Here is a 26,031-nt window from a genome sequence, read left to right as displayed (position 1 = left end):
TGGGCTTAGAAGGAGTGCGATCGCTCCTTTCCCAACAACTAATCGTACTTTCGCCTGGTTAACTCTTTTTTAAGTATTGTTACCGCAACGTGGTATGATTCTACGTGGCTCATTAGAGTCGAAACATTAGCGTCAGCGTCATTTGCGAGTTTTTGTGAACTTGTCAGACGAATCAACAACACCAACACCTGCAATTGAGGAATCTCAACCTGGTTCTACTACCACACAAGAAAAGACTTCCTCAATGCAAGAGTTTTATCAACTCTTCCAAGGATTATTGTCAATCACCCTTGGATTGACGGGGGTTATTTTTGTCTCCGTGTGGATTTTCTATTCCCTCAACACTGCCCTGAACTATTTGCTCGGAGCAGTCACAGGTATGGTTTACTTAAAAATGTTGGCTAGAGACGTTGAGCGGCTAGGTCAAGAAAAAAGACAACTGAGTAAATCTCGGTTTGCCCTATTTATTGGTGTGATTGTAGTCGCAACTCAATTGCGTCAACTACAGATTCTGCCGATATTCTTAGGATTTCTGACTTACAAAGCCACACTCATCGTCTATACGATTCAATCTGCTTTCATTCCTAACTCTAAATAAGTTAGGAACCCGCAAAATTAATCGCCCCATTCTCGCTTTTTGGGAAAACTGCTTGAATGCAAATGCTTAGCGTCACAAACACCTTTAATTTATTCCCTCTTGCCTCGTTGGAAGTAGGTCAACATTTTTTATGGCAATTGGGCAATCTCAAAATTCATGGGCAAGTTTTTCTCACCTCGTGGTTTGTGATTGGCATTCTAGTAGTTGCTTCTATAGCAGCTACTCGGAACATCCAGAAAGTCCCTAGTGGTATCCAAAATTTAATGGAATATGCGCTAGAATTCATTCGGGATTTGACCAAGAATCAGATTGGAGAGAAAGAGTATCGTCCTTGGGTTCCATTTATTGGCACGCTATTTCTGTTTATTTTCATATCGAATTGGTCGGGTGCTTTAATTCCCTGGAAGTTGATTAAGCTGCCATCAGGTGAATTAGCCGCTCCAACTAACGATATTAATACAACAGTAGCGCTGGCATTGTTAACTTCTTTAGCGTACTTTTACGCGGGTTTTAGCAAACGCGGTTTAGGGTACTTTAAAAAGTATATTGAGCCAACGCCAATTCTGTTACCGATCGCAATTTTGGAAGATTTCACCAAACCTCTTTCTCTAAGCTTCCGACTATTTGGTAACATTTTAGCGGATGAATTAGTAGTAGCGGTTTTAGTTCTACTCGTACCTCTGTTTGTACCTCTGCCAGTGATGGCATTAGGTTTGTTTACTAGTGCGATCCAAGCCCTGGTTTTTGCTACCCTCGCAGCAGCATACATTCATGAGGCGATGGAGGGTCATGGTGGTGAAGAACATGAGGCTCATTAGAGCAACTCATGATGAAGTCAGAAGTCGGAAGTCAGAGTTAATTGATAACTGACAACTGAAAAGAAAGTTTGTTGTGTACTCAAAGTAAGGAAAATCAAGATGGATCCATTAGTTTCTGCTGCTTCAGTTCTAGCTGCCGCATTAGCAATCGGTTTAGCTGCAATCGGTCCTGGTATCGGTCAAGGAAATGCTGCGGGTCAAGCAGTAGAAGGTATTGCTCGTCAACCCGAAGCAGAAGGAAAAATTCGCGGTACTCTGCTGTTGACTCTAGCATTCATGGAATCGCTAACCATTTACGGTCTGGTAATTGCCCTAGTATTACTGTTTGCTAACCCCTTTTCCTAAAACCTAAATTCTTATCTTTGTAGAGACGTTCTTAAGAGCGTCTCTACAACTGAGTGAGAACTTTTTTCAATCAGAATCGCGTGTAAATTGCCTCTCAAACAACAGAGGATTTTTAGAATATGAAAGGGTGGATGATGTTGCTTGGCATGAAAACAGCCATTCAAGCCAAAGGGGAGAAATAATGTTTGATTTTGATGCTACCTTGCCCTTAATGGCGTTGCAGTTCCTACTGTTGGCATCTGTATTGAATGTCATTTTCTACAAGCCACTAACAAAGGCACTGGACGACCGCGATAATTACGTCCGCACGAATAATGTTGAAGCAAAAGAACGTTTGGCAAAAGCAGAGCGATTAGCAAAAGAATACGAGCAGCAAATAGCAGATGCTCGCAGACAATCGCAAAAAGTTGTTGCAGACGCTCAAGCAGATGCACAAAGAATAGCGGCGGAAAAAATAGCAGAGGCACAGAAAGAAGCCCAAGCACAACGAGAACAAGCAGCTCAAGAAATTGAGCAACAACAACAAGCAGCTATGGCTTCGTTGCAGCAACAGGTAGATGCCCTCAGTCGCCAAATCGTAGAAAAGCTCTTAGGTTCGGAGCTTGTAGCTAAATAGTCATTAGTTATGAGTTATTCGTCATGAGTTGTTGGTTCAAACAAATGACAAATGACAAATGACAAATGACAAATGACAAATGACAAATGACAACTTGGGATGGGTATGATGGGAAGTTTTATCTGGTTGGTGACACAAGGTAGCCCACTACTTGCTGAAGCGGCAGAAGCAGAAGCAGAAGCAGGCGGGTTTGGTCTTAATTTTGATATTTTAGAAACAAACCTAATTAACCTGGCTATTCTTGTTGGCGTACTAGTATATTTTGGCAGCAAGGTAGTAGGAAAAACCTTGAGCGATCGCCGCGAACGCATAGAAACAGAAATTGTAGCGGCAGAAAACCGCGCTAAAGAAGCAGCAGCAGCACTGCAAAAACAGCAGCAAAGATTGACAGAAGCCCAAGCGGAAGCAGAAAGAATTCGCCAAAGCGCCACAACAAATGCTCAGCAAGCCAAAGAGCAAATCTTGGCTCAGGTGGGAGTAGACATTCAACGCTTAAAAGAGACAGCAACTCAAGATTTAAACTCAGCAAGAGATCGAGCGATCGCTCAACTGCGAGCTTCTGTAGTTGCAATGGCTTTAGAAAAAGTGGAATCCCAATTGAAATCGGGATTAGACGAAAATATCCAACAAAGAACGATCGCTCAAAGCATAGCACTACTAGGAGGCAGTAAATGAGCAGCAATGCCATGAACGAACAGGTAGTGCAGCCTTACGCCCAGGCATTGATGTCTGTGGCGCGTAGTAATAACCTCACGGAACAATTCGGCGAAGATGCCCGTACTTTAACTAATTTGTTGCGGGAATCAGAGCAATTTCGTAACTTTCTCGCTAACCCGTTCGTCAGCATCAGCGACAAGAAGGCAGTATTGGGGCGAGTTGTCGGCGATAATGTCAACCCCTACTTGCGTAACTTCTTAATGCTGTTGGTAGACCGCCGCCGCATTATTTTGTTAGAAGGGATTTGCCAACAGTATCTCGCCCTCCTGCGGCAACTGAATCAAACTGTTTTAGCCGAAGTCATTTCTGCTGTCGAACTGACTGAAGAACAAAAGCAAGCTGTGCGGGATAAAGTCATTGCCATGACCAACGCCCGTCAGGTAGAACTAGAAACAAGAATCGACCGGAGCTTAATCGGTGGTGCGATCGTCAAAGTTGGTTCTCAAGTGATCGACGCTAGTATCAGAGGACAACTGCGCCGCCTTTCTTTACGTCTTACTAGCGGCACTTAAAAAGGATGAAAGAGGAAGAAGGAAGTTGAACCTTTTCCCTCACTCCTCACCCCTCACCCCTCACCCCTTAAAAACACACCATGATCAGTATCAGACCTGACGAAATCAGCAGTATTATTCAGCAGCAAATCGAGCAATACGACCAAGAAGTTAAAGTTGCTAACGTTGGTACGGTATTGCAAGTAGGAGATGGTATCGCCCGGATCTATGGCTTAGAAAAAGCTATGGCTGGCGAACTCCTGGAATTTGAAGATGGAACCATTGGTATCGCCCTCAACCTAGAAGAAGACAACGTAGGTGCGGTATTGATGGGTGAAGGTCGCGACATCCAAGAAGGCAGTTCCGTTACCGCTACAGGTAAAATCGCTCAGGTTCCAGTTGGAGAAGCCACTGTCGGACGTGTAGTAGATGCCCTTGGTCGTCCGATTGATGGTAAGGGAGATATAAACACCTCGGAATTCCGTTTGATCGAGTCTGGCGCACCTGGTATCGTAGCGCGGCGTTCGGTATACGAACCAATGCAAACAGGAATTACCGCGATCGATGCGATGATTCCCGTAGGTAGAGGACAGCGGGAATTAATCATCGGTGACAGACAAACAGGTAAAACCGCGATCGCCATTGACACGATCATCAACCAGAAATCAGAAGATGTAATCTGTGTATACGTCGCGATCGGACAAAAAGCTTCCACCGTTGCTAACGTAGTCCAGACCTTACAAGAGAAGGGCGCAATGGACTACACCATCGTCGTTGCAGCTAACGCCAGCGACTCCGCTACCCTCCAGTACCTCGCGCCATACACGGGGGCAGCATTGGCAGAGTACTTCATGTACAAAGGCAAGGCAACTCTAATCATTTACGATGACTTGTCCAAGCAAGCTGCTGCTTATCGCCAAATGTCATTGTTGCTACGTCGTCCACCAGGACGGGAAGCATACCCTGGAGACGTATTCTACCTCCACTCCCGCTTGTTGGAACGTGCGGCAAAACTTAGCACCGAACTAGGTGAAGGCAGCATGACAGCCCTACCAATTATCGAAACCCAAGCAGGGGACGTATCGGCTTACATTCCTACCAACGTAATTTCCATTACCGACGGTCAAATCTTCTTGACTTCCGACCTGTTCAATGCTGGTATTCGTCCTGCCATCAACCCTGGTATTTCCGTATCGCGGGTAGGTTCGGCAGCTCAAACCAAGGCAATGAAAAAAGTTGCCGGTAAGCTGAAATTGGAGTTGGCACAGTTTGACGAATTGCAAGCTTTCTCGCAATTTGCCTCCGACTTGGATAAAGCCACCCAAGACCAGTTGGCACGGGGTCAGCGTTTGCGGGAGTTGTTGAAACAGCCACAAAACTCGCCACTATCGGTATTCGAGCAAGTTGCCATCCTCTACGCTGGGATTAACGGCTACATGGACGACATCGCCGTAGATAAAGTCACCACCTTCACCAAAGGACTGCGGGAATACCTGAAAACCAGTAAACCCAAGTATGGCGAAATCATCCGCAGCGAACGACAACTTACCGATGAAGCCGAAAAGTTGTTGAAAGAAGCAATTACCGAATACAAACAAACCTTCTTGGCGACTGCTTAGGTAATGGTTAATGGTTAATGGTTAATAGTTAATGGTTAATGGCAATTAACTATTGACTATTAACTATCAACGAATACCAACTACCAACTACCAATTACCAAAAGACGATGGCTAATCTCAAACTAATCCGCGATCGCATTCAGTCGGTCAAAAATACGAAAAAAATTACAGAAGCGATGCGTCTGGTGGCAGCGGCTCGGGTGCGTCGCGCTCAAGAACAGGTACTTTCTACTCGTCCGTTTGCCGATCGCTTGGCACAAGTACTGTATAATCTACAAACTCGCTTGCAGTTTGAAGATGTTAACCTACCGCTATTCAAAAAACGAGACATTCGCTCCATTGGTTTGCTGGTAATTACAGGCGATCGCGGTTTGTGCGGTGCTTATAATACCAACGTGATTAAACGGGCAGAAAACCGCGCTAAAGAACTTCAAGCTGAAGGCTTGGAATACAAATACATCCTTGTCGGACGCAAAGCCATCCAGTATTTTCAACGCCGCAACCAACCCATTGATGCAACGTATACGGGTTTAGAGCAAATTCCTACAGCGGCAGAAGCTTCTAATATTGCTGACGAGTTGCTTTCCCTGTTTTTGTCGGAAAGCGTAGACAGAGTTGAGTTAATTTATACCAAATTTGTCTCGTTAGTTAGTTCTCGCCCAGTGGTACAAACTCTGTTACCATTAGACGCTCAAGGTTTTGAAGCCGCAGACGATGAAGTTTTCCGGCTGACTACCCGTGGTGGTGAATTTGAAGTGGAAAGACAGAAAGTTTCTGCCACTGCACGGAGTTTTCCCAAGGATATGCTATTCGAGCAAGATCCCGTACAAATTCTCGATGCTCTGTTGCCTTTGTACCTGAATAACCAACTGTTGCGTGCATTACAAGAATCTGCTGCCAGCGAATTAGCAGCACGCATGACAGCCATGAACAACGCCAGCGACAACGCTAGCGAATTGATCAATACCCTCACGCTGTCTTACAACAAAGCACGGCAAGCTGCCATTACCCAGGAAATTCTGGAAGTTGTCGGCGGTGCGGAAGCTTTGAAATAAGATACCCCCTGTCCCCCTTAACAAGGGGGATGTTTATTTATTTGCCTTCGTTACCAAGGAGGTATTTTTTCGCCCCCCTTACCAAGCCACTCGTCTACTATCTCCTTACCGAGAGGGTATTTCTTTGCCCCCCTAAAAAAGGGGGGTTGGGGGGATCGTTCTTTGGATCTGCCTGCCAAAATCTCCACGACGAATTATAATGAGATAAGAAGTTCATGGGGCTTTCAAGGTTTCGACAGGTTGGCGAAAGCTGCTCTGTGATACAGGTCGAGAGTGAGTCTCCTCTCGTAAATCAAAGGCTCAAAAAAACGTAACTGCGAACAACATCGTTCCTTTTGCTCGTAAGGCTGCTCCTGTAGCTGCCTAATAATCTCTCAAAGATTCGAGCGCTTGTAGTTTGACTCCGTTAAGGACTACAGGCAAACCCCAACGGATGCTCTAGCAAGGTTTCTTCGATTTACTTGCTAGCTAAGACTTAATCGAAGCATCCTACGTGCGGGATAATGCACGATCCCCGCCTTGAGGGTCAAAAAGGCTAAGCCTGTGAACGAGTGGGGGGTTAATACCCAATTTGGACACGGGTTCGATTCCCGTAAGCTCCACTTAAAAACCAAAACTAAGCTACCCACCTTGAAGTTAAATTCCGGGTGGGTAGTTTTTTGGCGTAACCATAAATATCAAATGTTGGTGCGATCGCCACCGCAATAATACAGATTTTTCCCAACAGCGTCCTAAATTATTTCCGCAATCTTCACCAAGAAGATTAGCTGTTGCTTGTGGCAATGTTAATCTAGCAGACTTGCGAGCGGTCTTGACTAGTACTGCTAATTGTACTGGGTTCGTCAGCTATGAGAACTTGTCTGAAGTTTACTGTATTATTTCGCGTCTGAGAATTTCTATGAATTTCCAATTTAACTTGTTAAAGTTTCCCCTGTGGCAATATTTGACTCAGCCTATATTTGATGCCAATAGGAAATTAGTTCTCCATCCTCAACAGTTTGAGGCGCAACACAGAATTCAGCTTTTAGAACGTTGCTGGTGTAAAGAGTACGACTCGAAGGATAGTTTTTTTAATAAGTAGGACGGGTGAAAAAACAATATAATTCTAAAGTTTAGTAAGCGGGTGATGGGACTCGAACCCACGACATCGACCTTGGGAAGGTAGCGTTCTACCACTGAACTACACCCGCAACTTAGCTTTTCAACACATATATATCTGTATATCGTACTCAAAAAATACTCAATAGGCAAGAAGAAAAGAAGTCCAAGAGGCGGTGTACATATAGAAGCTGTCGGGAATTCTCTGAGAATCAGATTTATGGCAACCGCTGGTGGAAAACAAATATGCTTTCACCCATGAGATTTCCAATTTTTCACTACCTTCATGCATTCCTTTGTTGCTTTTAAGTGTTCCTGATTTTCCTTGACGTGTTCCTGCGAGGCTTTGATAAACTCCTCTTTTGAGTTTTCATTTTGTTTCCGAGCAGCCTGGGAGTGTTTCAGCGAAGCATCAGCGTGTTTTTGAGCCGCCTTACCTGATTTTTCAATTAGCTCTCCGTGTGTACTCTGTGGCTCTCCAATGTTTTGTAAGAGCTTGCCAGTTTCCTTGGTATACTTAGCCTGTTTCTGTGAGGCTATGGCGCGTTCCTCAGCAGCCTTTGCATTCTCTTCTGACACCCCAGACATAACCTACCTACAGATAACTAAGTTTGCCTAGTGTAGCCCTGGTGTCTGCTTCTGCTCATCCGGCAATCGGCTGATTTTTGATATGTACTAATAAAATTCCCACCAACTAGCGTTGCGGTAGGAACGGCTGGTAGGAAGGACATGAAAAACCTATATTGTTACCTTATCTAATATTTATTTACTAATATGCAATTTTCATTAACCAATAGGCTGAACTATTTGTCACAAGTGGTTGTTAATTAGAATACATACTAATCTTTACAGTATGTACTTTATTGCCTAGTTTTTACTGGAGAGATAGTAACGAATAATATTTTCTAACTCATCAATCCTGTAAGGCTTGGTAACGCATTCTAGACAACCTTCTTCTAGAAATCGTTGTTGACATTCTGCCCTAGTAATAGCAGTAACAGCAACGATGGGAATATCCTTGGTTTGAGGATTTTGTTGAAGGCTTTTGACAACTTCTACACCACTGATGTCAGGTAACATCATATCCAGCAGAATCATGTCTGGGTGGTATTGTTGTGCGAGATTTATTGCTGTTTCACCATCCTCAGCAGTGATGAAAGAACATTCAACGAATTGAAGTAGTTGAGTAAGTAACTCTAAATTATCTTCATCATCGTCAACTGCTAAGACTATAGGATGCTTTAGATAGCATTGTAAATTGCAATTTTTCTTCATGTTGAAAATTGCCAATTAAAGACGCACCCTCCTGACATGAAAATAACTAAATCCTCTATCTAAAGCAATACATCAACAGATAGGTTTAAGCTATTAGGTCAGCAGTATATTATGGCACATCTACTATAGTCCATTAGGTCAAAAATCACCTATTGTGAGCTTGATAGAAGCGTCTCTAAGGCTCATTGTGTCAACCCCTTGATCGCAGTTTAATGTCAATAGGTTTCGCACCGAAGTCAACACCCAGATATCAATTTGGGTGGCGATCCTAGAGATACTTCCCGACAAGATTCTTTCTTTTCTGCATCATCCCAGCAAAAATAGCAAGTGCCTAAATAAATGCATTTCTTGCTTTCAATTGCAACCGTGAAATGAGCGTTATCAATTCTGTATGATATTCGTCCAATTTTACCGCTGCTTGGGTGCAGGTTTGTGCTTCTTCTGTCAGCTCTATCGCTACTTGGAGATAGAACTTTGCCTCTTCTAGTTTCTGTCGAATCACCCTACCACACTCTCCAATCAGTTGACCGTGCTTCATTGCTATTTGGTCACTATTTTGTTGTATTTCCTTACCTAACTGCTCTATTTTGAGTCCATATTTTTGGAACTCTAGCGCGTGTTGCTCCAAGCTGATGAATACTGCAAACTCAGTCATTGAGATATTATGTAAAGATTTATGAGGAAAGAATATCTCATCGTGCAACAGCTAGCTTCTATCGAAAGTTAATAGCAATAATGATGTATTTATCACAATGTACATACTCTTGGAGATTCAATAAGAGATTATCTGCTCGCTGCTGAGACTAGTCCTATGTTATGCTGCTGACGAAAGAAAATCTTGGTCAGAATTGGGGCTGCCAAATTATGGGTGCAGCGATCGCCCGTCATGTCATAACTGTATTAACAGCTAGCAGCTTGTTTGTCGCTCAACCCGCATTAGCAATCCCTGCGAGCGAATACCGTGCCTTGGGATTATCCTATCGTGCAGCGGCAAAATATCCACAGGCGATCGCGGCTTTGCAAAAGTCTGTAGAACTCGAACCGCAAAATCTCTCTGGACGAATTTTGTTAGGCTGGACGCAACACCTTGCCGGACAAAAAGAAGCGGCGGCTGAGTCTTTAATTCAAGTTTTATACCGCGCTCCGAATTCTATTCCAGCTCTCAACGCTTTGGGAATTGTCTATTTAGTCGGTGGTAAATTGAATGCTGCTGTATTCGTTCACACATGGGCAGCAATTTTACAACCAAAAAATGAGATTGCCTATTACAATCTCAGCTTAGCTTTTGAGCGATTGCAGTCCTACGAACCTGCGATTGGTGCAGCAAAACGCGCCGCCCAGCTAGAACCAACCAACCCTCATCCTTTAGTTGCTCTCAGTCTCGCCCATTGGCAGAAGGGCGATCGCGCTGCGGCTCAAGCTGCTTACCGACAAGCATACAATCTAGATGGGCGGTATCGCGATCGCGTTTTTCTCAACCATCTCCAGCAAGCTGGTTTCAGTCAGCAGCAGATTGAGATGACAAAACAAATTTTGGCTGCGACTCTCGGTTAACGATTAACCTAAAGCTGAGCTTTCTACTAAATCCTCAGCTAAATTACTAAATAAATTTTTCAGAAATCAACAATTAATATTGATTAATTATACTTGAATTCAAAAGAAGACTGTTATATATGAATCTATAATCGTTACCACAATCTTAATTATGATGGATAGCTCCTATCCTTTTGAGGATAACCAACTAATAGAAGAGTTAGCTAGAAATCTCAATTTGGCAACCCCAGAATATTCTGCTTTACCAGAAGCAGAGAAAACACTAGATCGGCGGGCTATTGAAGATGTATTTAACCTACTGCTAAGACATATCATTTTTCAACAAGAAATCTACGTTTCTATACCGAAGTTTTCCTATCGGCAACGAGTCACAAATCTATTCGATAGCCTTGCGCCAACAATTTGGATGAAGCTATCCCTAATTGGAGCGAGTTTTTTTATCTCGGCTGCTGTTGGTTTAGGTTTATTCAGTCCAACAGCAACAGCACCTATCAGAATATATATTTATCTTTTTGGTTTTTTTGGCTTGTTATTTGCCATCCTCTGGGAAGTTAGATGGCTAAGACAGCTATCTGTTCAACAGGTAATTCACAATCCAAAAGAAATAGCCTGTTTAGATTTTGAAGTAGCTAGAGCGCAAGCAATCGGCTATGAATTAGATTTAGTCAATAGAATTATTAAAACGGCAAATTTTAGCAAACAAGTGATTCAGTATGTAGAAAATAAAATTCACTCTGAACTATCATTTCAAACGCAACAGGCAAATCTAGCAAATAAAATTATTAAAATAGCTGCAATCTTTCTCATTCTAAGCTTGGTTTATACTTCTATGCCTTTGCAGCTTTTACTAAACTCAATTTTGTTAAATAACCTAGCAATACTCAATTCTATCGTAGCAGTTATAGCTGTATTGGGTGCAGGTGTAATTCTATTTGCCGAATGGGTGGGAGACACAGTTATACAGGGGAAAATTACTAGCTATAAAGTTTGTGAAAATTTATTAAAACAAGCGCGAGTGCTGTTAGAAAATTGATTTGGCTGTCATTAAGAAATCGGTAGTTGGAAGTTGGAATTCAGAAGCTAATATGTACCTCTCACCAACAACCAACAACCTTCACTCAGTGTAGCGAAGCGCGTCTAAAACCAATTACCACTCTCATTTCTCCACTCCTGAATGCCCTACAAGATCGCCCACAGGTTCAAATCGCCCGCCTAAGTATTTTGCTAAAAATTCCTCGGCTTTAGCATAGAAATGCAAGCGATTTTCGGGACGGGCAAAACCATGTCCCTCATCCGCGTATAGCAGATATTCAACTGGTCGATTGGATTGCCGCATTGCTGCCACAATTTGTTCGCTTTCTGCTTGTTTTACCCTCGGATCGTTGGCTCCCTGTCCAATTAACAAAGGTTTTTGGATGCGATCGCAATAAAATAAGGGCGATCGCGATTTGAGAAATTCTGGTTCTGCCTCTAAATCTCCCAGGCGATGGGCAAACATAGCTTTCATCGGTTCCCAGTAAGGCGGAATACTCTGCATCAGCGTGATTAAATTGCTGGGACCGACGATATCAACTCCAGCTGCAAATACCTCTGGCGTGAAAGTTAACCCCGCTAGCGCCGCATAGCCACCGTAGGAACCACCCATAATCGCTACTTTTTGAGGGTCAGAAATACCTTGTTCTACTAACCAATTGACTGCATCGATCAGATCGTCGTGCATCTTTGCGCCCCATTCGCGGTTTCCCGCATTCAGAAACGCCTTACCGTAGCCAGTAGAACCGCGAAAATTGACTTGCAATACCGCATAACCTCGGTTCGCCAGCCATTGCACTTCTGGATCGTAACCCCAAGTATCCCGCACCCAAGGACCTCCATGAACTAAAAGAATAGTTGGTAAGTTCTTAGCTGGAATTCCTACAGGTGTTGTGAGGTAGCCGTGAATGGTTAACCCATCTCTAGCAGGGTAAGAAACGGGTTGCATAGTTGCTAATTGCAATTCTTCGAGTTTGGGTTGGTTGCTAAAAAGTAAAGTGCTACTTTTGGTCGCGCGATCGTATGTGTAATAGTAGACTGGTCCATTGTCAGTGATGTAAGCCACTAACCAAGTTTTATCCGCCAAGTCACGGCTAGTAATGTTGTATTCTCCAGAACGGACTTGGGCAATTGCTTCTAAATCGGCGGCTATACTTTGGTCGAGAATTTGCCACTCTTGTTTGTCGCGGTAAAAGGAAACCGCTTGCAGAATGCGATCGGTTGGGTGAACGATAACACTATCGATATCATATTCTGGATCTTCAGCAATAACAGTCTCTTGACGAGTCGCTAAGTCTAAAGCGAAGAGGCGTTGGGCGTTAGCATCGTGACTGCCGACGATATACAAAGTTTTGTCATCAGCAGAAAAACTAACAGCGTAGCCTTCATCCTCGGAACTCCAATGGCGTAAATTTTCCCAAGCTCCCTGTTGGGATTCGCGGTAAAGTAGGTCGTACCCACCATCAGCAGTAGCCGCGATCGCAGCTTGAACTTGAAATTGAGTATTCACAGTCCAAGAGACAATGTTACCTGGGTTTTCCGTGTCAAACTCTACTGCCCCATTTTTGAGGTTAACGCGGTAAACATGGTGCTTGCTTAAATCTGGCAAATTTAACCCCACCAAAAATTCATGCGGGAAGTTATGGTCTAAGGCGAGGGGTTGCGCCTGTACCCCTTGAAACGGAGTCAGGTCGCGGACGATATTCGTATTGATATTGACTGCATAACAGTGCCAGTTTTCATCGCCATCGGCATCTTGAAGGTAGATTAGCTGTTCGCCATCAAACGTCCAGAAGTACATGCGGATACCCCGTTTTTTATCCTGGGTCAGTTGGCGATCGTCTTGTTGTCCTACAGTACGCACCCACACTTGAAGGATATTGTTTTTATCTGGAGCAATATATGCCAAATACTTGCCATCTGGGGAGATTTGAGGACGGGCGCGTTCTGGGTTGCCAAACAGAATTTCACGCGGAATCAATGGTGGTAGTTGAGTTTGAGGTTGACTAGCTGTTGTTGTCACCATACTTGCCTCCTGATAATTGCTCTATTGCGATCGCTCTTTTACGATTGTTACCGCAATTGAGCAGAAGCCGCAGGATAGTTAGGGAATGCGAGCGGCGATCGAGACGACCTTACTCAGATAGGCAATCATGCTGTTACAATCAGCTTGCCAAGGGATTGTTATGAAGAATTAGCACCACTTGCGATCGACAGCAATCCCCAGAAAACTAGTACGCTGCCAATGCCAAACCAAAGCGACGGAATTTCTTGTAGAACTACAGATGCAAATAACACTGCAAACATTGGCTCTAGCAGTAATATTGCAGTTGTCAGTACCACTGGTAAACGCTGCGCCGCCACTGTGTAGCACAAAAATGGTAAAGCAGTGGAAAAAATTCCTAACCCTAATAATACGAGAATAACTTGTCGATCGATTTCGATTCCAATTGACGCTTGGAAGAGAACCGCGCACAAAAAAGATAGAATACTTCCTAGTAAGCAGGTGAGAAAAACCACATTTATCGATTTTGGAGCAATCTTTTGCTTAGCAAATGCACTAAACCAAAGTGTATAAATTGCAACCAAACCAGCAGCACCTAATGCCAAAAGGTAGCCTGCTAGAGTTGCCCAAGAGACAGCGCGATCGGTAGATAGCTGAGGGAGCATGATAACACTGACTCCAGCCATAGCCAGCAGCATTCCACAGCCCTCACTTCGTTTAACGTGTAAGCGCACAACATATTTGTAAGCAATAATAAATAAGGGTGAGGTTGTGAATAATAATGTCACTTCTCCCACAGGTGCTAGCTGAAATGCTGTCGTGCCCAAGACATAACCCCCAATAGCTGGCAAACTCAACCACCAGATCGTTGAAGTGCGAAGGGAACGAGTCAGATCGTGTCGGACACTCGGCACTAGAAAAAGTATTGGCAGCATTGCAACAGTAGCAACCAGAAAGCGACCTGCCAACACTGCAAAAGCAGACCATCCTGGAAGCCAACGGATAAATACACCTACCATACCCCAAGTAGTTGCGGCGCATAGAGCTGCCATCAAGCCTTGGGTGTTTAGTGTGGGTTGAGTCATCTAAATTTCATCAGTTTTGTTGCACATTGATGACAAAACGGCAAGCATAAATGCGATCGCATTTCATCACTCAACAACTTCGCATAGATTCATAATTATCTAACTTCACATCTTATTTTTTCTTTAATGCCTTTTTCACCAATTCAGCAATTTGCGAAGGGCGTTCTGCGACTGGAACTTTTGCCGCTTTGAAAGCTTCTAACTTGCTTTTTGCCGTACCGACATTATCCCCTCTGCCAACCACGGCTGCTAGCGTCCCAGTATGCCCCCAGTGTTTGCCAGCTGGCGCATGACAACCAGCAATGTATGCAATAACTGGTTTATCGATCGCCTCCGCAATATATCGCGCCGCAGCTTCTTCGCTATTTCCGCCTGGTTCCCCGACTAAAACGATCGCTTCTGTGGTGTCGTCTTCATCGAGAATTTGCAGCCATTGTAGAAAAGAAGAACCAATAATTGCATCACTGCCAATACTGACAGCAATTGACTGCCCTAACCCTGCTTTAGTCAACCCCAAGGCAATTTCGTAAGTCAGAGTCGTGCTGCGACTGACAATACCAATCGAACCTGGGGTATAAAACTCACTAGCATGGGTTCCCAAGAGTAATTTGCCTGGAATGATAATACCTGGACTGTTAGGTCCTAAAATTATGGTTTCGTTTGCCTCTGCTTTACGCAACAGGCGCACCATATCCAAAGGAGGTACACCAGCAGAGATGATAATAATTTGTTTGATCCCAGAAGCGATCGCCTCTAAAGCAGCATCTAAAGCTTGAAAGGGAGGGACGAAAATAATCGTCGTATCGATCGCCCCAACCGCCGCTACTGCCTGTTCGACCAAATCGAACACGGGTAAATCGTCAATAGATATCGTTTGACCGGGACTAACTGCGGCAACAATCTGCGTCCCGTAGGCTTGCATACGAGCAATGTAGGGCGACCAGAGCGATGCTGTCATGCCCTGAATTAAAACTTTACTATCAGGCTTTAATTTCATCACTCACTTCTTCTAGGCAACGAACTTTTCGCAACACGGACGACTTGGGCGATCGCTTCGTCTAAATCTTCCATTGATGAGACTTGTACCGTATCTAGCTTTGCTTTCGCATCTGCTAAATCCGTTCCTGCCAAGCGCACGACTAGTCTAGGGTATTGGGCATGAGAACGGGTTTTGTGCGTCTTATTTTCGTGCTGTTGTACGAAAGTCGCGATCGCCTCAGCTACTTCTACAGTTGTCGGCACGCTACAAAGAATGTTAACTAAGATCGCATGGATAGATTTATCTTGAGCGATCAATTCTAGACCTTGGATGACGCGATCGCAAAAATTCAACCCTCCATTTGCGCCAATTCTCCCATGTCCCACATTTAAGCAAACAGATGGTTTGCGGTGACTGGCGGTGGCGATCAAATCTAAAGTTGCCATCAATAACCCCGCGCCATTGCCCAAAATCGCAATATTTCCTGACTTGTCTACTTCATTCCACTTGCCAACTTGAGCGACTGAGGGATAACCGTTGGGACGACTAGCTTTTTTTTCTGCCATCATCAAAATATCGGGATGGCGGGCGATCGCTTGGTCGTTGACAGTAACTTTACCATCTAATGCCATTAACTCCCCAGTCGAACTAACCCCCAAAGGATTGATTTCGATCAGATCCAAATCTTTCTGCACGAATAAACCGTACATTTTTTCCACGATAGCGCTGACCGATGCCAGTGCATCTCCCTGCAAGCCCATTTTGACTGCTAATCGGCGGGCATAAAAGGGCGAAAAATCTCGTTCGACTATGACTTGTTGTAAAGCTTCTGGATTGGATTCAACATCGACTCCCCCTTGTGTAGAACCCAGAAGCAACGGACGGCGAGCAACTGCATCGATAACTATGGCTAGGTAAAACTCGCGATCGGAGTTGTATTTTGCCTCCGCTAGTAAAACTTCAGGAAATTCCCCTAAAATTGGTAAATTGAAGATCGTTTGTGCCGCAGCGATCGCGTCGATCGTGTTCGTGACGATCTTTACTCCCCCAGCTTTTCCCCTACCTCCCGTCCGCACTTGCGATTTGAGTACCACTGGATAGGGAATCTTCAACCCCTTCAAATCGCGGGGACGGTCAATTCTTTGGGAAGGTAAAACTGGAATACCAATCTCGCGAAACCATTCTTTAGCTTGATACTCTAGGAGATCCATCTTTTGAGGGGTGAGGAGCGAGGAGTGAGGAGCGAGGGGGGAGACAAGGGAGCAGGGGAGACAAGGGGGACAAGGGGGAACTCGGGGACCCCGCGACCGGAGGGAGTGGGAATTAGGGGGCAAAGGGGGAGAAGAGAGCTGAGGGAGCTGAGAGAATTACTTGCGACTTACGACTTCCCACACTTCCCACACTTCCCACACTTCCCACACCCTTTCTTCACTAGCCACCAGCTACTTCATTTATACTTCATCCTTCAAGCCTAAACGATGCTTTTGCCAATCTTGCGCTACGAGGTTGATACCATAAAATCGCTGCCAAAAGCGATCGACAACTTTAGTTGATAAAACTTTCGTCATCATAAACACCAAAAAATTTCCCCCTGTTGCTGCAATATAGCGCGGGCGGGGATGAGCGTCTGTCAGTGCTTTAACAATTGCTTCTGCAACTCGTTCGGCACTCCAAGCACGGTTGCTGGTGTGTTTCTCTAAATCTTTTAATTTTTCAAAAGCAGCGCGATAGGGCGTGCGTTCGGGGGTGGCTACGGTTGATTCTACAGCGTGGGCGGCGGCGACAAAAAAATCCGTGCTGACTGGTCCTGGTTCGATGACGCTGACTTTAATATTGAATGGTGCTAGTTCCATCCGCAAAGCATCGCTGAGTCCTTCGAGAGCAAACTTTGAGCCACTATACAAGCCGCCAAACGGGAAAGCCATCCTGCCACCCAACGAACTGATATTGATAATTCTGCCACCACCGCGATCGCGCATCAACGGGATTAAGCTGCGGATCAGCGCTAAGGGTGCTAGCACGTTGATTTGAAATTGTCTGGCAGCAGCTTGGTGGGGAATGAGTTCTATTGGTCCCATTTGTCCGTAGCCAGCATTATTAACTAAAGCATCAACGCGACCGAACTGGGCGATCGCAGCTTGGGCTAGGGCTTCAACTTGGTCAGTCTGTTCTAAATCTGTGGGAACGACGAGAACTTCTGCTCCCAATTGCCGACAATGGTTAGCGACTTTCTCCAGCTTGTCTGCATCTCTAGCTGCCAAGACCAAGCGAATCGTATTAAATCGTTCTGCTAAATTTTTTGCCAACGCTGCCCCAATGCCAGTAGAAGCACCAGTAATTAATACAACTTGTTCGGATAAAGAAAGCATTTTTAGTTAATTTAACGAGCAACAATTAGGGCGAGTCAAACAATCCTACCCTATGTTCTGCAAAGATCTTAAAGCGACGAGGGCAAACTTGTCTTATATCTGAGGAGACAGGAAACAATAGCCAAAATGAGAAGAGACAGGAGAACAATCAGACATTCTATCTCCTGTCTCCTGTCTCCTTGGGGACTCTGTTTTCTTATCCTTTCACAATTTCTCGCGCCAAGAACTTCTCTAGTTCCGTCAGCGCATCAGCATCAACTTTTGTCTGCATCGGGCAGAATTTGGGACCGCACATCGAGCAGAATTCAGCAGTTTTATAAATATCTGCTGGCAGGGTTTCATCGTGATATTCCTTTGCCCGGTCTGGATCGAGGGATAATTCAAATTGACGGTTCCAGTCGAAATTGTAACGGGCGGTTGAAAGCTCGTCATCCCTATCTCTAGCACCGATGCGGTGTCTTGCCACGTCCGCAGCATGGGCGGCGATTTTGTAGGCAATCAAACCATTCCGCACGTCTTCAGCATCGGGTAAACCCAAATGTTCTTTAGGCGTGACGTAGCATAACATTGCCGTACCATACCAACCTGCCATTGCTGCCCCGATCGCAGAAGTGATATGGTCGTAGCCTGGAGCAATATCCGTTACCAGTGGTCCCAGCACGTAAAAGGGTGCTTCCGAACACTCTTCCATCTGCTTGCGCACGTTAAACTCGATTTGATCCATCGGGACGTGTCCTGGTCCTTCTACCATGACTTGGACATCGTGTTCCCAGGCTTTACGAGTCAGTTGTCCTAAAGTTTTCAACTCTGCCAACTGTGCCTCGTCAGATGCATCGTGGAGACAGCCAGGGCGTAAAGAGTCACCTAAACTAAAAGACACGTCGTATTTCTTAAAAATCTCGATAATGTCGCGCAAGTGCGTGTACAGTGGATTTTGTTTGTGGTGGTGCAACATCCACCGCGCTAAAATACCTCCACCACGGGAGACAATTCCAGTAATTCGGTTTTTGACTAATGGCAAATGCTCGATTAAAATCCCAGCATGGATTGTCATGTAGTCTACACCTTGCTGGGCGTGTTTCTCGATGATGTGGAGAAAATCTTCCGCAGTAAGCTTTTCAATACTACCGTGGACGCTTTCTAAAGCTTGATAGACTGGTACAGTGCCAATTGGCACGGGAGAAGCGTTAATAATTGCAGTGCGAATTTCATCTAAGTTACCGCCGCCTGTGGATAAGTCCATGACGGTATCGGCTCCGTATTTTACCGCTAGATTGAGTTTGGCAACTTCTTCATCTAAATTGGAAGAGTTGGGCGAAGCACCAATATTAGCATTCACCTTACATTTGGAGGCGATGCCAATACACATCGGTTCCAAATTGGGATGATTGATATTGGCAGGGATAATCATTCTGCCCCGTGCTACTTCATCTCGAATCAACCCCACGGGTAAATTTTCCCGTCGGGCGATATGATGCATTTCTTCGGTTATCACACCTTTACGGGCAAAGTGCATTTGAGACACGTTATCTTGCTCGCGACGCTTCGCGATCCATTCTGTACGCATTTCGAGTTCCTCGCATAAACAGCTTCCCTCCGCTGGTATTACCCAGTCTCAGGTTCTAAGGGACTGTCTCAGCCTGGTTTCCCAGACACCCCTAGCTATGGTTGTCGATTGTATCACTTCTACCTAGCCGCAGTTTGTTAATTTTTAAGTTAATTAATTTTTTTCTATGTATGCAAGCTAAATGATTGTTGGAGTAAAGCGAAAAATCATAAAAATAATATTTGGCAGGAAAAGTACACCGTCTATTTCCGAAAAGATTAGACTAAAAATACCAACCATCGCCTCAGGATTTTCCTGCAATGTTAGCTCCTATACTAAGTTTCTTAACTTACAGTTTCTTGACTTATATTGCCACAACGCCGAGCGAGCTAGACAATCTCAGTATTTTACATAGCGATCGCAGCGTTCAATTAGCCAAACGACAAAATAGTGCGATCGAACAGTTACTATCTACTAATGAATGCGAAGGATGTAACTTAGAGAATGCCGATCTTCAAGGTGCAAAACTGAGGGGAGCGAAACTGAGAGGAGCAAATATGAGAAATGCCGACCTTAGCTATGCCAACTTAGAAAATGCTGACTTAGAAAATACAAATTTAGAAAATGCTAATTTAGCAAGTAGCAATCTTCGAGGTGCGGAATTAGAAAATTCTTACCTGAGATCTGTCGATTTAGACAATGCTAACTTAAATAATGCCAACCTAAAAAAAGTCAATTTAGAAAATGCCGATCTTGAAGGAAGTAATCTTCGAGGTGCAAATCTTGAGACTGCTTATCTTAGAGGTGTTAATTTTCGAGATGCCGATTTACAACTAGCAATATTAGCAAATGCTAATCTTCAGGATGCTAATTTTCAACGGGCTATTCTCCGAGATGCTGTACTCGATGATGCTTATTTGGGAAATACGAATTTAAGAAATGCCGATTTACGAAATGCTTCTCTACAAGATGCAAATTTGCAAGGGGCAAAATTAGCAGGAACTAATCTGCGCGGTGCAGATCTTAAAGGTGTTTATTTACCTGACGGTATGAGAAATGAGTAATCTACTCTACCAAATCTACCTCAAATACCTCTGCAAACGATCGCGCAACTTGCAATTTCACCTGCTCTAGTTGAATATTTGGTACCCACCGAGCTAAACTACTCACGGGTTTATCGGGAATACCGCAGGGGACAATTTTACTAAAACCTGCCATATCGGGACAGACATTCAAAGCAAAACCGTGCATTGTCACCCAGCGACTGACTTTAATCCCGATCGCTGCTACCTTGTATCCTTCCAACCATACCCCAGTTAATCCAGGTACGCGATCGCCCTGCAACCCGTAAACTGCTAATACGCGAATTAAGACTTCTTCTAGCTGCCGCAAATACCAGTGCAAATCTTTGTGGTGGAATTGCAGATTTAAAATCGGGTAGCCTACCAGTTGACCAGGACAGTGATAAGTTACCTCTCCACCTCTTTCTATCCTATATACTTCGTCTGCACTTTTGTCAAGGTCGAATTGCAGAAAATCTAAACTAGCTCCATGTCCTAAAGTGTAGACTGGCGGGTGTTCCAACAAAATTAAGACATCAGGTAAATTGGGATCTTGACGGCGCTGTTGCAACAGATGTTTTTGCCAATTCCAAGCCTCAGCATAACAGACGAGTCCGTAATTATAAAGATAGCATTGACGGCGTTTCATGGAGATGTTTACAAGCGATCGCAGAAAAATTCAAGCGTATTTTTTACCAAATTTTATTGCATTTGCGATTAACTACATCAAGAAATGTCAAGGAATGCGAAGGATATTAAAAAGAACTAAAACCTCTCTGTTTTCCAGAATACAAAGTGCTAACTTGAAAGTAGAAACACAAACACAGCAGGGAGGAAGGCTTTACCACCACGCCAGACTCGATGTGGAAGTCGAGATTCTACTAGGAAAAATCCCAGATCGCCCTCCAACTGGGAAAGACCTGTAGTTTATCAGCAGGAACAAACCCTTTTCGGCAGGAAGTGAGACTGGTAAATTTTCAGCGCAAAATAGCAAAGTTGATAAACTAAAGCGTGGTGAAATGGTGACAAAGAGCGCGTACCAATCGATTGATTTCTGGAGTACTTAAAACACCAGAATTCGGGCTTTTAGTAAGTAGACACTGACAGCAAATTGTTGCTGCTTTGTATTTAACCTAACACAAATTTGGTTCGTATCCATCGGGAGAATTAAATATGAAGCTTGTGATCCATGGCAAAAACATCGAAATCACCGATGCCATTCGCGAGTACGTGAATCAGAAAATAGAAAAGGCAGTCAATCATTTTCAAACTCTAACCACTGAAGTAGATGTTCATTTGTCAGTAGCCCGCAATCCCAGGATCAACCCAAAACAAGCAGCGGAAGTCACAATTTACGCCAACGGAACTGTAATTCGGGCAGAGGAAAGTAGCGAGAACTTATACGCCAGCATCGATCTAGTTGCCGATAAAATTGCCCGACAGCTACGCAAGTATAAAGAAAGACTGCAAGACAAGAAAACTCAGCCAAAAACTAGCTTAGAGGCAGTAGAACCACCCGTTGTTAACGATTTGATTGGCGATCGCACTCCCGAATTACCCAGCGAAGTCGTTCGTACGAAATACTTCGCTATGCCACCAATGACACTGAATGAAGCCCTAGAACAACTACAACTCGTCGATCACGATTTTTATATGTTCCGCAATGCCGAAACTGGAGAAATAAACGTCATTTACGAACGCAATCATGGTGGTTATGGCGTAATTCAGCCCCGCAACGGCAACGGACACACGCACGGTAATGCTAAGAACGGTAAAGCCCAAACTTCGGTAGAAAAGCCACAAATTTCTAAGTCGTAAGTCGTAAGTCGGGAGTGGTTGGTGGCTAGTGAAGAAAGGGTGTAGGGGAGCCAGTGCGTTGCGGAGGACAGTTGCGTGCAGGGGTTTCCCCCGTTGTAGCACGTCGCGTCAAACTGTCCGGTGAGGTTCCCTCCGAATCCCGTGACTGGCGTTGTAGGGTGTGGGGTGTAATGGATTGTTAACTGGTCACTGGTCACTGGTCACTGATAACTGCTCGTGCGCTCCCTGCTCCCTGATAACTGTCTAAGCCTACAATGGAATTGGTGAGAAGTTGCTAGGAAGGTAGCGATGAGAGTACCACAGGCTTTCTTGACAAAATTCCGAGCTGCATTTGTCGGTGTCAGCATACTGATGCTAGGGATGCAACCTAGCTATGCTGTAGAAACGTTACCAAGGCAAGTCAAACCGCAAGAAAACTTACAGGTAGCAGCAACGCACAACAATCGAGGCGTAGAGTTAGCCGAACAGGGAAAATTCTCAGAAGCGATCGCGGCTTTCAATCAAGCAATTGAAATTTATCCTCAGTACGAAAACGCTCACAATAATTTAGGGCTTGCTTTTGGCAATCAGCAACAGTACATCCAAGCAGAAAACGCCTTCAAACATGCTCTTGGTATCAATCCGCGTAATTTTGAAACCTACAATAATTTAGGAATTGCCCTCGGGAATCAAGGCAAATTTGCAGAAGCAATCGCTGCTTTTCGACAAGCAATTCAACTTAAACCCAACGATCCAACCTCTTACCAAAACCTCGGTGTAGCATTTTGGAGTCAAGGAAATTTGCCCGAAGCACAAGCATCTTTGCATAAAGCCAAAGATCTCTACTCCACACAAAATAACCCAACAGGCATAAGTCATGTAGAGCAGATTTTGCAACAGATAGAAAGATAATTGATAAGTCATAACTCGTAAGTCGTAAGTCGTAAGTTGGCTGTTGGGTTCTTGCTCCCCCTGCTTCCCCAGCCTCCCCAACTCAAGAGCAGCTCTCTTCTTCCCCCTGCTCAGAAGCTCCCTACTCCCTACTCCCTGTTTATATCGGTAGAGTCACAACAAAAGTCGTTCCTATTCCAACTTCACTAGTGACGCTAATTTCGCCGCCGTGCAAGTCTACACACTGTTTGACAATAGACATTCCCAAGCCCGTACCAGAGATATTTTCTACGTTACTACCGCGCTGAAAAGAGTGGAAGAGTTGTTCTATATCTTGAGTAGGAATACCAATTCCTCGATCGCGGATGTAAAAAATGGCTTTTCCGGCTTCAATAGATAAGCTTAAATCGATGTCACCGCCTTTGGGCGAGTATTTAATTGCGTTAGAAAGTAAGTTGCTCAAAATATAACGTAGCAATTTTTCATCGACGTTAGCAGATATCTGTTGTGCTTGACTGGTAAAAATAATTGAGTGCTTGCTACTGGCACTCATCCGCATTTCTTCTACTAAATCGTGACAAAATTTTTCTAAGGGTACTGGTGTAGGATTGAATTCAAGTTTTTCGGCTTCAGCTTTACCAATCAATAAAACATCATCTAACAATTGTGTCATGCGTTTGGTGGCAATTTGAATTCGATCGAGATACATGCGTTTTTTATCTTCTGAAGCGCGATCGCCAAATTGCTCGAGGAGCTTGGCTGACATTAAAATTGTCGTTAGCGGAGTCCGAAATTCATGAGATGCTGTGGTAATAAATCGCGATTTCAATTCTACTAACTGTTTCTCTTTTTCTAAGGCATAAATCATCTCAGCTTCGGCTAACTTCCGTTCTGTGATGTTGCGAAATATACCACGGGTAGCAATGGGTTTACCATTGATAAATTTACAATTAATACTACCGGCAACCCAAATTTTTTCACCATGTTTAGTGACAAATGCAGTTTCAATTTCCGAAATTTGTTTTCCTAACATGACTTCTCGAAAAGTTTTCTGGCAATGCTCTAAATTATCGGGATGAATAATATCAAAAATTGTCAAGTGAGAAATTTCATCTTCACTGTAATCTAAAGTTTCTTTCCAGGCTCGATTTACATATACTAAATGACCGTCTGGTGTAACACTTTGAATGAGATCGCTAGCATTTTCAAATAAGTCTCTATAGCGTTCTTCACTTTCTCTTAGAGCCGCATCAGCTTGCTGACGCTCATTAATTTCACGCTCTAATTTTTGATTAGTTCGCAATAGTTCTTTAGTACGCTCTTGGACTCTTTGCTGTAGCGATTCGTTTGCTGTCTGCACTTCTTGAAACTTTTCATTTAAAGCCACTGTCATGAACTGAAAATTACCAATCAACGAATTAATTTCTACTACCGAACTAGTAGGAAATCGCATCAAATTCTTTTCCGGCAATTGAGAGGATAAATCTGTAGTTACGGTAGCTAACTGGGTTAATGGATTTGCTAATTTACGGCTGAGTAGTATGCCGCCAATTAGAACAATCAATACCGTAACTAGCATGAAAGTAAGATCGTTAATGTAAGTTTGTTGTAGGTGGTCAATATAAGGTGCAGCCGGAATTTCTAAAATAAGTTTCCATTGAGAACGATCGCTCAGCGGCTGTTCTTTAACATATAGAGAGCGTCGCCAGCGTACCATCGCCGGAAGTTTGCCTTTAGGTGGTAACCATAAATATGTATTTTCAAAATATATATTCCCACTAGCTGTCTTTTGACTCAGCGATCGCATTTCTCCCCCACGCAGGCGATCGAAATTTTGCATCAGTTGTAATTTGGAATTGCTACTGGCAACGATCTGGTTATGAGAGTCGAGAAGAATAATTTGGTGAACTCTGTGAGAAAGCTGCGATCGCAAAAAGTCCTCTAAATAGGAGAGGTTGAGGTGAGCGTATACTACACCAGACAAGCGATTGTTAGTTAGTATCGGTACGCCAATATCGATTTGGGGAATTCGTTCAGTCGGATGGATGTGGACGTTGCCTATAGCAGGTTTGAGACTAGTTTCAATCTGTTTTAAAGTCTTTATGTGCCGTGCATCTAATTTACCAGATGAAGTTAGGGCTGGATCGATTTGGGGTGCAGAGGCAACAATAGTATCGGTAGCATTAATAACTTGTAATAAAATTAATTCGGGATAAACTCGCTGTAGCAACTCCAGGCTTTGCTGTAATTGTGTTGAAGGCGCGTTAGCGTTCGCGAAGCGTCTCGAAGAGAAGCTTAACGAAGCGGTCGCATTATTAGTAGCTAATTGACCGAGTTGAGATAAAACATTTAAATATTCGCGCTGGCGATCTTCCAAACCAGCTATCACCTCTTGAGCGGTATCTTTAAGTTCAACTTGAATTGTGTTTTGGATCTGCTGGGAAACCAAATTACAATCTAAAACAACTAAAATTAGTGCAGGTAAAAAACAGGAAGTGGCACAAAGAGATAACAAAACCTGTCGCATGGATGGAGTATGCCTGACTTGAGCACGACTCACCCATCTAGAAATAGGTAAATAATTAATCGCCAAGCTAGCGATAATAGAGTTAAAAATGCCATTGACAGACTGTTTCAACACCACTAACCAAGTTTGAGCCGAATCGACATGCAACAAGCGGGAATAAAACAGCCACACCAACGGGATACCTAACAGCAGCCAGTAAAAGACATCTAATAGCACCAAACTCTGCCGTTGGTTGCGCCACAGTAAACCAACAAACAATGCTTCGCCAATCAAAACGATCGCGGCGTAGGGATGATTCCAGAGAAAGAAAGTATGTACGGAGGCGATCGCTGCTGCAAAAGTTCCCCAGCGAATACCGAAAAAGCGCACAACTAATAAAACAGAAATACTACCAAACAAAAAATCTACGCCAAAAAAGAGCGGCAAGCTGAAATAATTACCTGCATACCCTGCCAATAGCAAAATCGCCATTGGCAACCACGAGCGTCTAGGAATTGGGGGTAGTAACATGGTTAACTTTTAGTTACTGCGGCTTTTTAGCATCGCCTCGTAG

The 26,031-nt window shown here is 44.0% G+C and carries 27 protein-coding genes, 1 tRNA gene, 1 other RNA gene and 1 riboswitch; of the genes, 15 read left to right on the top strand and 14 right to left on the bottom strand.

Annotated features, from left to right (window positions below):
* Positions 1-154: 154 nt before the first annotated feature.
* The 9 genes from ACRC32_RS09855 to ssrA all read left to right on the top strand — a co-directional run bounded on the left by ACRC32_RS09855 (position 155) and on the right by ssrA (position 6,864).
* Entirely contained in the window at positions 155-598 is a 444-nt protein-coding gene (locus ACRC32_RS09855) for an ATP synthase subunit I (protein ID WP_438553792.1), read from the top strand.
* A 56-nt stretch (positions 599-654) separates the two neighbouring features.
* Complete coding sequence (atpB, locus tag ACRC32_RS09850; protein WP_438553791.1) at positions 655-1,416, top strand: F0F1 ATP synthase subunit A; 762 nt, start codon at positions 655-657, stop codon at positions 1,414-1,416.
* Between the two features lie 99 nt (positions 1,417-1,515).
* On the top strand, positions 1,516-1,761 hold the full coding sequence (gene atpE / locus ACRC32_RS09845) for an ATP synthase F0 subunit C (protein ID WP_008233924.1): 246 nt from the start codon (positions 1,516-1,518) through the stop codon (positions 1,759-1,761).
* A 181-nt stretch (positions 1,762-1,942) separates the two neighbouring features.
* Entirely contained in the window at positions 1,943-2,377 is a 435-nt protein-coding gene (locus tag ACRC32_RS09840; protein WP_438553790.1) for a F0F1 ATP synthase subunit B', read from the top strand.
* A 99-nt stretch (positions 2,378-2,476) separates the two neighbouring features.
* Entirely contained in the window at positions 2,477-3,052 is a 576-nt protein-coding gene (locus tag ACRC32_RS09835) for a F0F1 ATP synthase subunit B (RefSeq protein WP_438553789.1), read from the top strand.
* Positions 3,049-3,606: an ATP synthase F1 subunit delta gene (gene atpH, locus ACRC32_RS09830; protein ID WP_438553788.1), complete on the top strand. Its 558-nt coding sequence runs from the start codon at positions 3,049-3,051 to the stop codon at positions 3,604-3,606. The genes ACRC32_RS09835 and atpH overlap by 4 nt, the downstream gene beginning before the upstream one ends.
* Before the next feature lie 80 nt (positions 3,607-3,686).
* Positions 3,687-5,204: a F0F1 ATP synthase subunit alpha gene (atpA, locus tag ACRC32_RS09825; protein WP_438553787.1), complete on the top strand. Its 1,518-nt coding sequence runs from the start codon at positions 3,687-3,689 to the stop codon at positions 5,202-5,204.
* A 107-nt stretch (positions 5,205-5,311) separates the two neighbouring features.
* Positions 5,312-6,259, top strand: a complete 948-nt coding sequence (locus ACRC32_RS09820) for a F0F1 ATP synthase subunit gamma (protein WP_015156235.1) — start codon at positions 5,312-5,314, stop codon at positions 6,257-6,259.
* Positions 6,260-6,476: 217 nt separating this feature from the next.
* Positions 6,477-6,864, top strand: a transfer-messenger RNA (tmRNA) gene (gene ssrA, locus ACRC32_RS09815).
* 31 nt (positions 6,865-6,895) lie between these two features.
* Here the strand turns inward: ssrA and ACRC32_RS09810 are convergent.
* The 5 genes from ACRC32_RS09810 to ACRC32_RS09790 all read right to left on the bottom strand — a co-directional run bounded on the left by ACRC32_RS09810 (position 6,896) and on the right by ACRC32_RS09790 (position 9,287).
* The gene (locus ACRC32_RS09810) at positions 6,896-7,042 is read right to left on the bottom strand and encodes a hypothetical protein (RefSeq protein ID WP_438553786.1); all 147 of its coding nucleotides are present in this window, start codon (positions 7,040-7,042) and stop codon (positions 6,896-6,898) included.
* A gap of 335 nt (positions 7,043-7,377) precedes the next feature.
* Positions 7,378-7,449 (bottom strand) — tRNA-Gly (locus ACRC32_RS09805).
* 160 nt (positions 7,450-7,609) lie between these two features.
* Positions 7,610-7,945 carry a hypothetical protein gene (locus ACRC32_RS09800; protein WP_438553785.1) on the bottom strand — a complete coding sequence of 112 codons (336 nt, stop codon included), beginning with the start codon at positions 7,943-7,945 and terminating at the stop codon, positions 7,610-7,612.
* 279 nt (positions 7,946-8,224) lie between these two features.
* The gene (locus tag ACRC32_RS09795; RefSeq protein WP_438553784.1) at positions 8,225-8,632 is read right to left on the bottom strand and encodes a response regulator; all 408 of its coding nucleotides are present in this window, start codon (positions 8,630-8,632) and stop codon (positions 8,225-8,227) included.
* A gap of 331 nt (positions 8,633-8,963) precedes the next feature.
* Positions 8,964-9,287: a hypothetical protein gene (locus tag ACRC32_RS09790; RefSeq protein WP_438553783.1), complete on the bottom strand. Its 324-nt coding sequence runs from the start codon at positions 9,285-9,287 to the stop codon at positions 8,964-8,966.
* Between the two features lie 161 nt (positions 9,288-9,448).
* On the opposite strand from ACRC32_RS09790, the gene ACRC32_RS09785 reads away from it, so the two are divergent.
* On the top strand, positions 9,449-10,186 hold the full coding sequence (locus tag ACRC32_RS09785) for a tetratricopeptide repeat protein (protein ID WP_438553782.1): 738 nt from the start codon (positions 9,449-9,451) through the stop codon (positions 10,184-10,186).
* 151 nt (positions 10,187-10,337) lie between these two features.
* Positions 10,338-11,219, top strand: a complete 882-nt coding sequence (locus ACRC32_RS09780; protein ID WP_438553781.1) for a hypothetical protein — start codon at positions 10,338-10,340, stop codon at positions 11,217-11,219.
* 123 nt (positions 11,220-11,342) lie between these two features.
* Here ACRC32_RS09780 and ACRC32_RS09775 read toward each other — a convergent pair whose 3' ends face one another.
* The 6 genes from ACRC32_RS09775 to thiC all read right to left on the bottom strand — a co-directional run bounded on the left by ACRC32_RS09775 (position 11,343) and on the right by thiC (position 19,223).
* Entirely contained in the window at positions 11,343-13,244 is a 1,902-nt protein-coding gene (locus ACRC32_RS09775; RefSeq protein ID WP_438553780.1) for a S9 family peptidase, read from the bottom strand.
* Between the two features lie 158 nt (positions 13,245-13,402).
* The gene (locus ACRC32_RS09770; RefSeq protein ID WP_438553779.1) at positions 13,403-14,308 is read right to left on the bottom strand and encodes a DMT family transporter; all 906 of its coding nucleotides are present in this window, start codon (positions 14,306-14,308) and stop codon (positions 13,403-13,405) included.
* 112 nt (positions 14,309-14,420) lie between these two features.
* Positions 14,421-15,305, bottom strand: coding sequence for a succinate--CoA ligase subunit alpha (locus ACRC32_RS09765; protein ID WP_438553778.1), 885 nt, complete (start codon positions 15,303-15,305; stop codon positions 14,421-14,423).
* Positions 15,305-16,498, bottom strand: a complete 1,194-nt coding sequence (locus ACRC32_RS09760) for an ATP-grasp domain-containing protein (protein ID WP_438553777.1) — start codon at positions 16,496-16,498, stop codon at positions 15,305-15,307. Before ACRC32_RS09760 ends, ACRC32_RS09765 begins: the two co-directional genes overlap by 1 nt.
* A 240-nt stretch (positions 16,499-16,738) precedes the next feature.
* Positions 16,739-17,656, bottom strand: a complete 918-nt coding sequence (locus tag ACRC32_RS09755; protein WP_438553776.1) for an SDR family oxidoreductase — start codon at positions 17,654-17,656, stop codon at positions 16,739-16,741.
* 196 nt (positions 17,657-17,852) lie between these two features.
* Positions 17,853-19,223 carry a phosphomethylpyrimidine synthase gene (thiC, locus tag ACRC32_RS09750; protein WP_438553775.1) on the bottom strand — a complete coding sequence of 457 codons (1,371 nt, stop codon included), beginning with the start codon at positions 19,221-19,223 and terminating at the stop codon, positions 17,853-17,855.
* A 7-nt stretch (positions 19,224-19,230) separates the two neighbouring features.
* Positions 19,231-19,326, bottom strand: a riboswitch (TPP riboswitch).
* Between the two features lie 196 nt (positions 19,327-19,522).
* Here thiC and ACRC32_RS09745 point away from each other — a divergent pair.
* Positions 19,523-20,266 (top strand): pentapeptide repeat-containing protein, encoded by a 744-nt coding sequence (locus ACRC32_RS09745; RefSeq protein ID WP_438553774.1) that lies wholly within the window; start codon positions 19,523-19,525, stop codon positions 20,264-20,266.
* A 1-nt stretch (position 20,267) separates the two neighbouring features.
* On the opposite strand, the gene lipB is transcribed toward ACRC32_RS09745, so the two are convergent.
* The gene (gene lipB, locus ACRC32_RS09740) at positions 20,268-20,912 is read right to left on the bottom strand and encodes a lipoyl(octanoyl) transferase LipB (protein WP_438553773.1); all 645 of its coding nucleotides are present in this window, start codon (positions 20,910-20,912) and stop codon (positions 20,268-20,270) included.
* Between lipB and ACRC32_RS09735 the strand changes: the two genes are divergently transcribed.
* Both ACRC32_RS09735 and hpf read left to right on the top strand, forming a co-directional pair.
* Entirely contained in the window at positions 20,911-21,189 is a 279-nt protein-coding gene (locus ACRC32_RS09735) for a hypothetical protein (RefSeq protein ID WP_438553772.1), read from the top strand. The genes lipB and ACRC32_RS09735 overlap by 2 nt on opposite strands.
* Before the next feature lie 247 nt (positions 21,190-21,436).
* The gene (gene hpf / locus ACRC32_RS09730) at positions 21,437-22,081 is read left to right on the top strand and encodes a ribosome hibernation-promoting factor, HPF/YfiA family (protein ID WP_438553771.1); all 645 of its coding nucleotides are present in this window, start codon (positions 21,437-21,439) and stop codon (positions 22,079-22,081) included.
* Here hpf and ACRC32_RS09725 read toward each other — a convergent pair.
* A complete protein-coding gene (locus ACRC32_RS09725) occupies positions 21,988-22,278 on the bottom strand; it encodes a hypothetical protein (protein WP_438553770.1) in 291 nt (96 codons plus the stop codon). The genes hpf and ACRC32_RS09725 overlap by 94 nt on opposite strands.
* A 91-nt stretch (positions 22,279-22,369) precedes the next feature.
* Here ACRC32_RS09725 and ACRC32_RS09720 point away from each other — a divergent pair, with 91 nt between their 5' ends.
* Positions 22,370-22,972, top strand: coding sequence for a tetratricopeptide repeat protein (locus tag ACRC32_RS09720; RefSeq protein WP_438553769.1), 603 nt, complete (start codon positions 22,370-22,372; stop codon positions 22,970-22,972).
* Between the two features lie 139 nt (positions 22,973-23,111).
* On the opposite strand, the gene ACRC32_RS09715 is transcribed toward ACRC32_RS09720, so the two are convergent.
* On the bottom strand, positions 23,112-25,988 hold the full coding sequence (locus ACRC32_RS09715; RefSeq protein ID WP_438553768.1) for an ATP-binding protein: 2,877 nt from the start codon (positions 25,986-25,988) through the stop codon (positions 23,112-23,114).
* Positions 25,989-26,031: the final 43 nt, after the last annotated feature.

Origin of the sequence: Chroococcidiopsis sp. (genome assembly GCF_051657925.1) — a bacterium.
Classification (GTDB): domain Bacteria; phylum Cyanobacteriota; class Cyanobacteriia; order Cyanobacteriales; family Chroococcidiopsidaceae; genus Chroococcidiopsis.
This window is presented reverse-complemented; position numbering and strand designations above follow the sequence as displayed.

What these genes read in the sequence shown, in the direction of transcription:
- ACRC32_RS09835 (WP_438553789.1), top strand. Translation starts at nt 2,477, where the DNA reads ATGGGTATGATGGGAAGTTTTATCTGGTTGGTGACACAAGGTAGCCCA.
- ACRC32_RS09735 (WP_438553772.1), top strand. Translation starts at nt 20,911, where the DNA reads ATGGAGATGTTTACAAGCGATCGCAGAAAAATTCAAGCGTATTTTTTA.
- ACRC32_RS09770 (WP_438553779.1), bottom strand. Translation starts at nt 14,308, where the DNA reads ATGACTCAACCCACACTAAACACCCAAGGCTTGATGGCAGCTCTATGC.
- ACRC32_RS09775 (WP_438553780.1), bottom strand. Translation starts at nt 13,244, where the DNA reads ATGGTGACAACAACAGCTAGTCAACCTCAAACTCAACTACCACCATTG.
- ACRC32_RS09720 (WP_438553769.1), top strand. Translation starts at nt 22,370, where the DNA reads ATGAGAGTACCACAGGCTTTCTTGACAAAATTCCGAGCTGCATTTGTC.
- ACRC32_RS09755 (WP_438553776.1), bottom strand. Translation starts at nt 17,656, where the DNA reads ATGCTTTCTTTATCCGAACAAGTTGTATTAATTACTGGTGCTTCTACT.
- ACRC32_RS09715 (WP_438553768.1), bottom strand. Translation starts at nt 25,988, where the DNA reads ATGTTACTACCCCCAATTCCTAGACGCTCGTGGTTGCCAATGGCGATT.
- ACRC32_RS09760 (WP_438553777.1), bottom strand. Translation starts at nt 16,498, where the DNA reads ATGGATCTCCTAGAGTATCAAGCTAAAGAATGGTTTCGCGAGATTGGT.
- atpB (WP_438553791.1), top strand. Translation starts at nt 655, where the DNA reads ATGCAAATGCTTAGCGTCACAAACACCTTTAATTTATTCCCTCTTGCC.
- thiC (WP_438553775.1), bottom strand. Translation starts at nt 19,223, where the DNA reads ATGCGTACAGAATGGATCGCGAAGCGTCGCGAGCAAGATAACGTGTCT.
- ACRC32_RS09790 (WP_438553783.1), bottom strand. Translation starts at nt 9,287, where the DNA reads ATGACTGAGTTTGCAGTATTCATCAGCTTGGAGCAACACGCGCTAGAG.
- ACRC32_RS09800 (WP_438553785.1), bottom strand. Translation starts at nt 7,945, where the DNA reads ATGTCTGGGGTGTCAGAAGAGAATGCAAAGGCTGCTGAGGAACGCGCC.
- atpH (WP_438553788.1), top strand. Translation starts at nt 3,049, where the DNA reads ATGAGCAGCAATGCCATGAACGAACAGGTAGTGCAGCCTTACGCCCAG.
- hpf (WP_438553771.1), top strand. Translation starts at nt 21,437, where the DNA reads ATGAAGCTTGTGATCCATGGCAAAAACATCGAAATCACCGATGCCATT.
- lipB (WP_438553773.1), bottom strand. Translation starts at nt 20,912, where the DNA reads ATGAAACGCCGTCAATGCTATCTTTATAATTACGGACTCGTCTGTTAT.
- ACRC32_RS09795 (WP_438553784.1), bottom strand. Translation starts at nt 8,632, where the DNA reads ATGAAGAAAAATTGCAATTTACAATGCTATCTAAAGCATCCTATAGTC.
- ACRC32_RS09785 (WP_438553782.1), top strand. Translation starts at nt 9,449, where the DNA reads ATGCTGCTGACGAAAGAAAATCTTGGTCAGAATTGGGGCTGCCAAATT.
- ACRC32_RS09765 (WP_438553778.1), bottom strand. Translation starts at nt 15,305, where the DNA reads ATGAAATTAAAGCCTGATAGTAAAGTTTTAATTCAGGGCATGACAGCA.
- ACRC32_RS09745 (WP_438553774.1), top strand. Translation starts at nt 19,523, where the DNA reads ATGTTAGCTCCTATACTAAGTTTCTTAACTTACAGTTTCTTGACTTAT.
- ACRC32_RS09780 (WP_438553781.1), top strand. Translation starts at nt 10,338, where the DNA reads ATGATGGATAGCTCCTATCCTTTTGAGGATAACCAACTAATAGAAGAG.
- atpE (WP_008233924.1), top strand. Translation starts at nt 1,516, where the DNA reads ATGGATCCATTAGTTTCTGCTGCTTCAGTTCTAGCTGCCGCATTAGCA.
- atpA (WP_438553787.1), top strand. Translation starts at nt 3,687, where the DNA reads ATGATCAGTATCAGACCTGACGAAATCAGCAGTATTATTCAGCAGCAA.
- ACRC32_RS09840 (WP_438553790.1), top strand. Translation starts at nt 1,943, where the DNA reads ATGTTTGATTTTGATGCTACCTTGCCCTTAATGGCGTTGCAGTTCCTA.
- ACRC32_RS09820 (WP_015156235.1), top strand. Translation starts at nt 5,312, where the DNA reads ATGGCTAATCTCAAACTAATCCGCGATCGCATTCAGTCGGTCAAAAAT.